This window comes from Streptomyces sp. NPDC002958, from assembly GCF_055563255.1.
Genome location: NZ_JBVHDS010000023.1, coordinates 82865 through 90472, shown reverse-complemented (window position 1 = coordinate 90472; position 7608 = coordinate 82865). Strand labels below are relative to the sequence as shown.

Below are 7608 nucleotides of genomic sequence, written 5' to 3'. Positions count from 1 at the left end.
GTTTTGTGGCGTGTCCGTGGGGTGGTGGGCGTATGTATCGCACGGGTGATGTGGTGCGGTGGAGTGCTGGGGGTGTGTTGGAGTTCGTGGGTCGTAGTGATGCGCAGGTGAAGGTGCGGGGGTTCCGTATCGAGTTGGGTGAGGTGGAGTCGGGGTTGGTGGGGGTCGAGGGTGTGGGGCGTGCGGTGGCGGTGGTCGATGAGGGTGTGTTGGTGGGGTATGTGGTGCCTGAGCCGGGTGTGGTGGTGGATGGTGCCGGGGTGCGTGAGGGTGTGCGGTTGCGGTTGCCGGAGTACATGGTGCCGACGGTGGTGGTGGTTCTTGATGCGGTTCCGTTGACGCCGAATGGGAAGGTGGACCGGCGGGCGCTGCCGTCTCCTGCTGTGGCGCTGGCTGGTGTGGGGGTGGGGTCGCGGGTGGCGAGGTCGCCGCGTGAGGAGATTGTGTGTGGTTTGTTCGGTGAGGTGTTGGGGCGGTCGTCGGTCGGGATCGATGAGGGGTTCTTCGATCTGGGTGGGCATTCGTTGCTGGCGACGCGGTTGGTGTCGAGGCTTCGTTCGGTGCTGGGTGTTGAGGTGTCGATCCGGCAGTTGTTCGAGAACCCGACCGTTGCCGGCCTGAGCCGTGTGCTGGACGGGGCGGCTGTGGGTCGTCCGGCGTTGCGGGCGGCGGCGCGTCCGGTGCGGGTGCCGTTGTCGTTCGGTCAGCAGCGGTTGTGGTTTCTGCACCGTCTGGACGGGCCGTCGGCCACGTACAATATTCCGCTCGCGTTGCGGTTGAGCGGGGATCTGGATGGTGAGGCGCTGCGGGCGGCGCTGGATGATGTGGTGGGTCGGCACGAGAGTCTGCGGACGGTGTTCGCCGAGGATGGTGAGGGCGTCCATCAGGTGGTGCTGGATACCGGAGTGGCGGTGCCGTGGCTTGTCGAGACCGTCACGCAGGACGATCTGCCGGGCCGGCTGGCCGCGGCTGCCCGGCACGCGTTCGACCTGACCAGTGACATACCCGTCCGGGCCGCACTCTTCGAAACCGCCCCCACCCAGCACATCGTTCAGTTCTCGTTCCACCACATCGCCGTCGACGCATGGTCGGTGAGGCCCTTCATCCAAGACCTGGCCGCTGCCTATCAGGCGCGTGTGGTGGGTGATGTCCCGCAGTGGTCCGAGCTGCCGGTGCAGTACGCCGACTACGCGCTCTGGCAGCGGGAGCTCCTCGGTTCCGAGGACGATCCGGCCAGCCTGATCTCCCGGCAGATCGACTACTGGCAGACGCAGCTCGCCGAACTCCCGGCCGAGATCGTTCTCCCGGCCGACCGCCCCCGGCCGGCTGTCCCGTCCCACCACGGTGACCGGGTCGAGTTCACGGTTCCGGCGGCCGTCCACCAGTCGGTGGCGGCACTGGCCAGGGACTCGCAGGCCACGGTGTTCATGGTGCTCCAGTCCGCCCTTGCTCTGCTTCTGTCACGCTCCGGAGCCGGTGAGGACATCCCGATCGGCACCCCGATCGCCGGACGCGGCGACGACGCCGTCGACGACCTCGTCGGCCTCTTCATCAACACCCTCGTCCTGCGCACCGACCTGTCCGGCAACCCCACCTTCCGCGAACTCCTCGCCCGGACCAGGGAAACCGACCTCGGCGCCTACGCCCACCAGGACCTCCCCTTCGAACGCCTCGTCGACCTCATCAACCCCGAACGCTCCCTCTCCCGCCACCCCCTCTTCCAGGTCATGCTCACCCTCAACAACACGGCCGGCCCGGGCGATACCGGATCGCACACGGCCGGGGGCGACCTGGCCATCGGAGCGCAGGAGACCGGGACCGCCACCGCCAAGTTCGACCTGCTGCTGTCGGTCGCCGAACTGCGCACCGCGCAGGGCGGATTGGACGGACTGACCGGAGCCCTGGAGTACGACGCCGCCCGGTTCGACGAGGCGACCGTACGACGACTGGGGCAGCGCCTGGTCCGCGTACTCGAGCAGGTCACCCAGGATCCGCAGCTCAAAGCCGGCGCGGTCGGCCTCACGCTCCCCGACGAGCAGGCCACGATCGACGACTGGGGCAGCACCCCACGCCACGCGTCGGCCGCGGGTTTGCCCGAGCTCTTCGCCGAACAGGCACTGAGGCGCGGCGACTTCCCCGCTGTCGTACACGGGCACAGGACGCTCGGCTACACGGAACTCGACGACAGATCGAACCGGCTGGCGAGGATCCTGCTGGAGCACGGTGCACGCCCGGACACGGTCGTCGCCCTCGCGCTGCCCCGAGGCGTGGACTTCGTCGTCAGTCTTCTGGCCACCCTCAAGGCGGGGGCCGCCTACCTGCCCGTCGACCCTCAACTTCCCGACAAGCGGATCCAGTTCGTGCTGCGTGACATCCGGCCCACGGTCGTGCTGACCACCGAGGATCTCACCGACAGGTTCTCCGGAACCGTCCTGGTGCCCGACGAGGCGGCGCTCGCGGCCAAGTCCGCGGCGCCCGTCACCGACGACGACCGGGGAGGGCCGCTGCTGCCGGATCACCCGGTCTACGTGCTGCACACCTCGGGTTCGACGGGCGAGCCGAAGGCGGTCGAGATGACCACGGGCGCCATCCGGAACCTTCTGGACTGGCACCATCGGGCGATCCCCGCGGAGGCCACCGTCACCGCCCAGTTCACCGCGACCGGCTTCGACGTGTCCGCCCAGGAGATCCTCTCCAGCCTGCTGTCCGGCAAGACCCTGGCGATCTGCCCGGAGGACGTACGCCGTGACCCGGCCCGCCTGGTCACCTGGCTCCGCGACGCGGGCGTGGGAGAGCTGTACGCGCCGACACTCGTCCTGGACGCGGTCTGCTCCGCCGCTCTGGAAGCCGGCGAGGAGTTGCCCGCCCTGCGGCACGTCGCCCAGGCCGGTGAGGCGCTGGTGACCCGTGGAGCGGTACAACGCTTCTTCTCCCGCGCCGTACGGCGCCCGGCCCTGCACAACCACTACGGGCCCACCGAGACCCATGTGGTGTCGGCGCTGTCCCTCCCCGCCGACCCCGCCCAGTGGACGGACACGCCTCCCATCGGTGCACCGCTGCCCAACGTCCACGCCCATGTGCTCGACAAGTGGCTGCAACCCGTGCCCCCCGGCACGCCCGGGGAGCTGTACATCTCCGGTGCCGCCCTGGCACGCGGTTACCGGGGCCGCCCCGGCATGACCGCAGAACGGTTCGTGGCCTGCCCCTTCGAAGGAGCGGGCGAGCGGATGTACCGTACGGGCGACCTCGTACGCCGCACGCCCGACGGGCAACTGCACCACCTGGGCAGGCTCGACGATCAGGTCAAGGTCCGCGGATTCCGCATCGAGCCGGGCGAAATCGCGGCGGCCCTGCGCACCGACCCTGCCGTGTCCGCGGCGGCCGTTCTCGTACGCGACGGCTCCTCCCTCGTCGCGTTCGTCACGCCCGCGAAGCACCACACCCCCCTGGCGGCCGAACTGCGCACCCGCCTGCTGCGGACCATGCCTGAGTACATGGTCCCGGCGGAGTACGTCGTCGTGAACGAGCTCCCCCTGACCGGCAACGGAAAGCTCGACCGGCGTGCGCTGCTGGCCATCGAAGTCGCCAAGCCGGTTTCCCGTGCTGCGGCCACCGAGGCGGAGAAGCGGATCTGCGCCGTCTTCGCCGAGGTGCTGGGCGTCGAGGAGGTCGGGCCCGACGACGACTTCTTCCGTCTGGGCGGCCACTCGTTCCTCGCCACCAAGGCCGTGGCGCTCCTCCGCGAACAACTGGGGGCCGAGCTCGGCGTGCGCAACCTGTTCGAGGCCCCGACCCCGGCCGGGCTCGCCCTGGAGACGGAACGCAACGGAGCCCGGGACTCCTTCGCCCCGATGCTGCCACTGCGCACGGGCGGCGAGGGCCAGCCGCTGTTCTGCGTGCACCCCGGTGGCGGGATGTCCTGGTGCTATTCCGGTCTGCTCACCCACCTGGACCCGGGCATGCCCGTCTACGGTCTGCAGGCCAGGGCGCTCAGCGAACCCGGGGCGATGCCCGCCACTGTCGAGGAGATGGCCGCGGACTACCTCCGCCGGATCACGGACATCCAGCCCGAGGGCCCCTACCGGCTGCTCGGCTGGTCCTTCGGCGGTGTCCTGTGCCATGCGCTCGCCGTGGAACTGCAGGCCCGTGGTCAGGAAGTGGAACTCCTCGCCCTGGTGGATGCCTATCCGCACCTCAACGGCGAGGCATCCGAGGAAGGAGCGCTGGAGCAGGCCCTGCGGGAACTGGAGGACAGACTCCTCGTCGACAACTTCACAGCCTCCCGATTCTCCTTCGACGCAGCGGAACTGACCGCCGACCGGGACGCGTTGATCGCGCGCTACCTGCTCTTCCTGAAGGAGAACCAGCATCCGCTCGCCGCGGTGGGCGAGCGCACCCTCCTGGCCATGAAGGACGTATGGATCAACAACAGCCGGCTTCTGACGGCACACCGACCGGGCCGCTTCCGAGGCGATTTGCTGCTGTTCACCGCCACCGAGGTACCGGACCGGGTACGCGGCCGGGCCGGCGCGCAATCATGGACACCCCATGTGAGCGGTTCCATCGAGGAACACCCCGTCCACGCCGAACACGAGCAGCTGCTCACCGTGCCCGCCCACATCGCAACCATCGGGGGAGTGCTGGCGGAGCGGCTGAAAGACGTCCCGCACCCCTCCTGAGCGGCCCGCGGCCGTCAGGAGTCTCCAAGCCCGCGGCCGTCGAAAGCCTCCCCCCGCAAACCGTCAGGAGTCTCCCGGCCCGTCGGGCAGTACGTCCTTGGTGACCAGGCGGTCACCGGAGTAGCAGAGCCGGTACATGTCCACCTGGTCCAGGAGGTTGCCGTTCGACCGGTAGAAAACGCAGGTGGTACCCCGGGGCGAGGGCGTCGACTGAGCGGCGTCGGACGGGTAGGGGTAGCTCTGCATGGGGAGAAGATGGGCGAACTCGGCGCGTTCCTGGCCGATATGGAGACCCGAGTAGTCCGTCGGGTGCAGCACACACGTCGCCAGCTGGTAGGCGAGGTACGCGGCGGCCGGCAGGACGGTGAGGACGACCGCGCCGGGCACGGCGAACGCCGCCGCGAGGTGCAGCCGGGCCTTGCGCCGCGCATCGCCCATGCGGCGCGTCGACTCGGCCTGCCCGGGAGGCGGTGTTCGCCGGGCGGGCTCCGGCGGGGACGCACTCACCCTGTCGGGCATCACGGCCGTCACCTTGAACCCGTCCTCGAACGGTCCGGCCTCCAGTACGCCGCCGAGCGCGGTCACCCGCTCCCGCAGCCCGGCCAGACCGCGGTTTCCGGACACCACGCCCGGCAACGGGCCGCCGGGCGCGGCCGAGTTGATCACGACGACCTCGGTGCGCCCGCCCTCGTGGGCGATCCGTACACGTACCCTGCTGCCGGGGGCGTGCTTGGTGGCGTTGGTCAGCGATTCCTGCACCACCCGGTACACCGCGTGTCCGACCAGCGGGGAGAGGGCGGGGCTCCCACCGACGCGGACCAGGTCCACCGCGATGCCGGACGCGCTCGCCCGGCTGAGGAGATCCTCCACGGATTCGACCGCCGGCTCGTTGGACCCTGCCTCGGTGCCGTCGCGCAGCACCGTCACGGTCTCACGCAGATGGTCGACGGCCTCGGACACGGCCTTGCGCAGCTCGGCCACATCGTCACGGTCCTGCTCGCTCAGGGTGGGCGACAGCTCCAGCGCACCCGCCCGCAAAGCGATGAGGCTCAGTACATGACCGAGGGAGTCGTGCATATCGGCCGCGATCCGTGTCCGCTCGCGCAGCCTGGCCTGCTCCGCGACGAACCGCTGCTGCTCCTCCAGGCTCTGCGCCAGTCGCCACCCGCCGCGCACCAGTGCCAGACGGGCCCGCTGATAGCGGCCGACGAGCCATGGCACCAACAGTGCAAGAGGCAGCACGGTGACCGCGTAGAACCACCACACCGCACCCACACCGAGCACCGCGCACAGAGCGAGATCGGTGGTGAGGCACGCGGCGAGCACCAGGAGCGGTGCGAACCCCGCCCGAGCGCGGACACCCATCAGATAGGTCATCACGGCCAGCGCCAAAGCATAGGCATTGGCCGGGTTCGACTCGTTCGCGAGCCCCACCGCACACAGCCCGTTGACGGCGAACACCGCGGCCTTCGGCCACCGGCGGCTCCCCGGAACGGCCACCGCGAGCACGAGCACGGGCAGCAGCAGGTCCAGCACCACGGAAGGCTCCTGTGCACTCCGGAACCCCAGTAATCCCGCCCCGCAGAGCGCCAGCCACAGGGCGGCATCGCGCAGTGCTGCCCCGAACGCCGATATGGGCCTCGACGCCTTCATCCGCGTGTCTTCTTCGTCGATCTCGTTCCGCCGTATCACCCGGCTGACACTATCGAATCTCCGCACCCGGCCCGCATGCCGTCACACTGCCAAAAGCCGCCAGTGACCAGGCACTTTGCGAGAGGAATACAGCTCGTTGACACCGCTATCGGTCGGTTGGCACCGTTGATCGACGACAGCGTTGCCCGCCGCATCGCCGACAGGGGATCCGTGCGCGCGGATCACTGCGAACGTTCCGGTTCACGCGACGGGGGATCAGAGTTGGTACTTTCCGGGAGCCCTCTCGAGGACGAGTCCGCCATACGGCCGGCACCGCGGTACACCGGGCTGCCCCATCGGGGGATGACCGGCGTCAGCACGGCGTTCGGCACCTTCGGTGAGCTGCTGCAGGGCGTCCTGCCGGGCCCCGAGGGCGACTTCCTGGTGACGCTGCCGATTGCGCGCTGGACCGTGGCGACCTTCCGTGCCGGCCAGGAGCCGACAACGGTGCGGGTGGTGCCGGAACACAAGCGCAAGGCGGCCCGGCTGCTGTCGATGATCCTGGAGGACATGCCCGCGCCCATGGGCGGTGTCCTCACTCTGGACAGTGCGCTGCCGGAGGGCAAGGGCCTCGCCAGTTCCTCCGCGGACCTGGTGGCCACCGCACGGGCGGCGGGCAACGCGCTCGGCATTCCCATGCCCGCCCGCCGCATCGAGTCGTACCTCAGCCGGATCGAACCGACCGACGGGGTCCTCTACGACGGCATCGTCGCCTACCACCACCGCCAGGTACGGCTGCGCCGGATGCTCGGTTCGCTGAGCCCGATGACCGTCGTCGGTATCGACGAGGGCGGGATCGTCGACACGGTCGAGTTCAACCGGATTCCCAAGCCGTTCTCCACGGCGGAACACCGCGAGTACGAACGCCTTCTCGCCCGCCTGACAGCAGCCGTGCGAGGCGGTGACCTCCGGGAGGTGGGAGCCGTCGCCACCCGCAGTGCGCTGATGAATCAGGCCCTGCGTCCCAAGCGGACGCTGGAACGGTTGATCGCGTTCTGCGAGGATATCGGTGGCCTCGGCGTCGTTGCCGCACACAGCGGAACGTCGCTCGGCATCCTGATCGACAACGCCGATCCGGACCTGTCACGCAAGCTCATACGGGCCGTCCGGGTATGTTCCGCCCTGGCAGGAAACGTGACCGCCTACCGGACGCTCAGCTTCGGACAGGGCCGATGAACGGGCTGTTCCGCGGCAGGGGACGGACAGCAAGTGGTGGGTGCCGCGGCAGGGGACGGAC

At 69.4% G+C, this 7608-nt stretch carries 3 protein-coding genes; 2 read left to right on the top strand and 1 reads right to left on the bottom strand.

The features are described 5' to 3' along the window. The first annotated feature begins 32 nt into the window (after positions 1 to 32). The gene (locus tag ACZ3IC_RS28065) at positions 33 to 4679 is read left to right on the top strand and encodes an amino acid adenylation domain-containing protein (protein ID WP_467420542.1); all 4647 of its coding nucleotides are present in this window, start codon (positions 33 to 35) and stop codon (positions 4677 to 4679) included. Positions 4680 to 4742: 63 nt separating this feature from the next. Here the strand turns inward: ACZ3IC_RS28065 and ACZ3IC_RS28060 are convergent, their stop codons facing one another. Next, positions 4743 to 6371: a sensor histidine kinase gene (locus ACZ3IC_RS28060; RefSeq protein WP_467420540.1), complete on the bottom strand. Its 1629-nt coding sequence runs from the start codon at positions 6369 to 6371 to the stop codon at positions 4743 to 4745. A gap of 303 nt (positions 6372 to 6674) precedes the next feature. Here ACZ3IC_RS28060 and ACZ3IC_RS28055 point away from each other — a divergent pair, with 303 nt between their 5' ends. Next, positions 6675 to 7547: a GHMP family kinase ATP-binding protein gene (locus ACZ3IC_RS28055; protein WP_467420538.1), complete on the top strand. Its 873-nt coding sequence runs from the start codon at positions 6675 to 6677 to the stop codon at positions 7545 to 7547. Positions 7548 to 7608 lie beyond the last annotated feature (61 nt).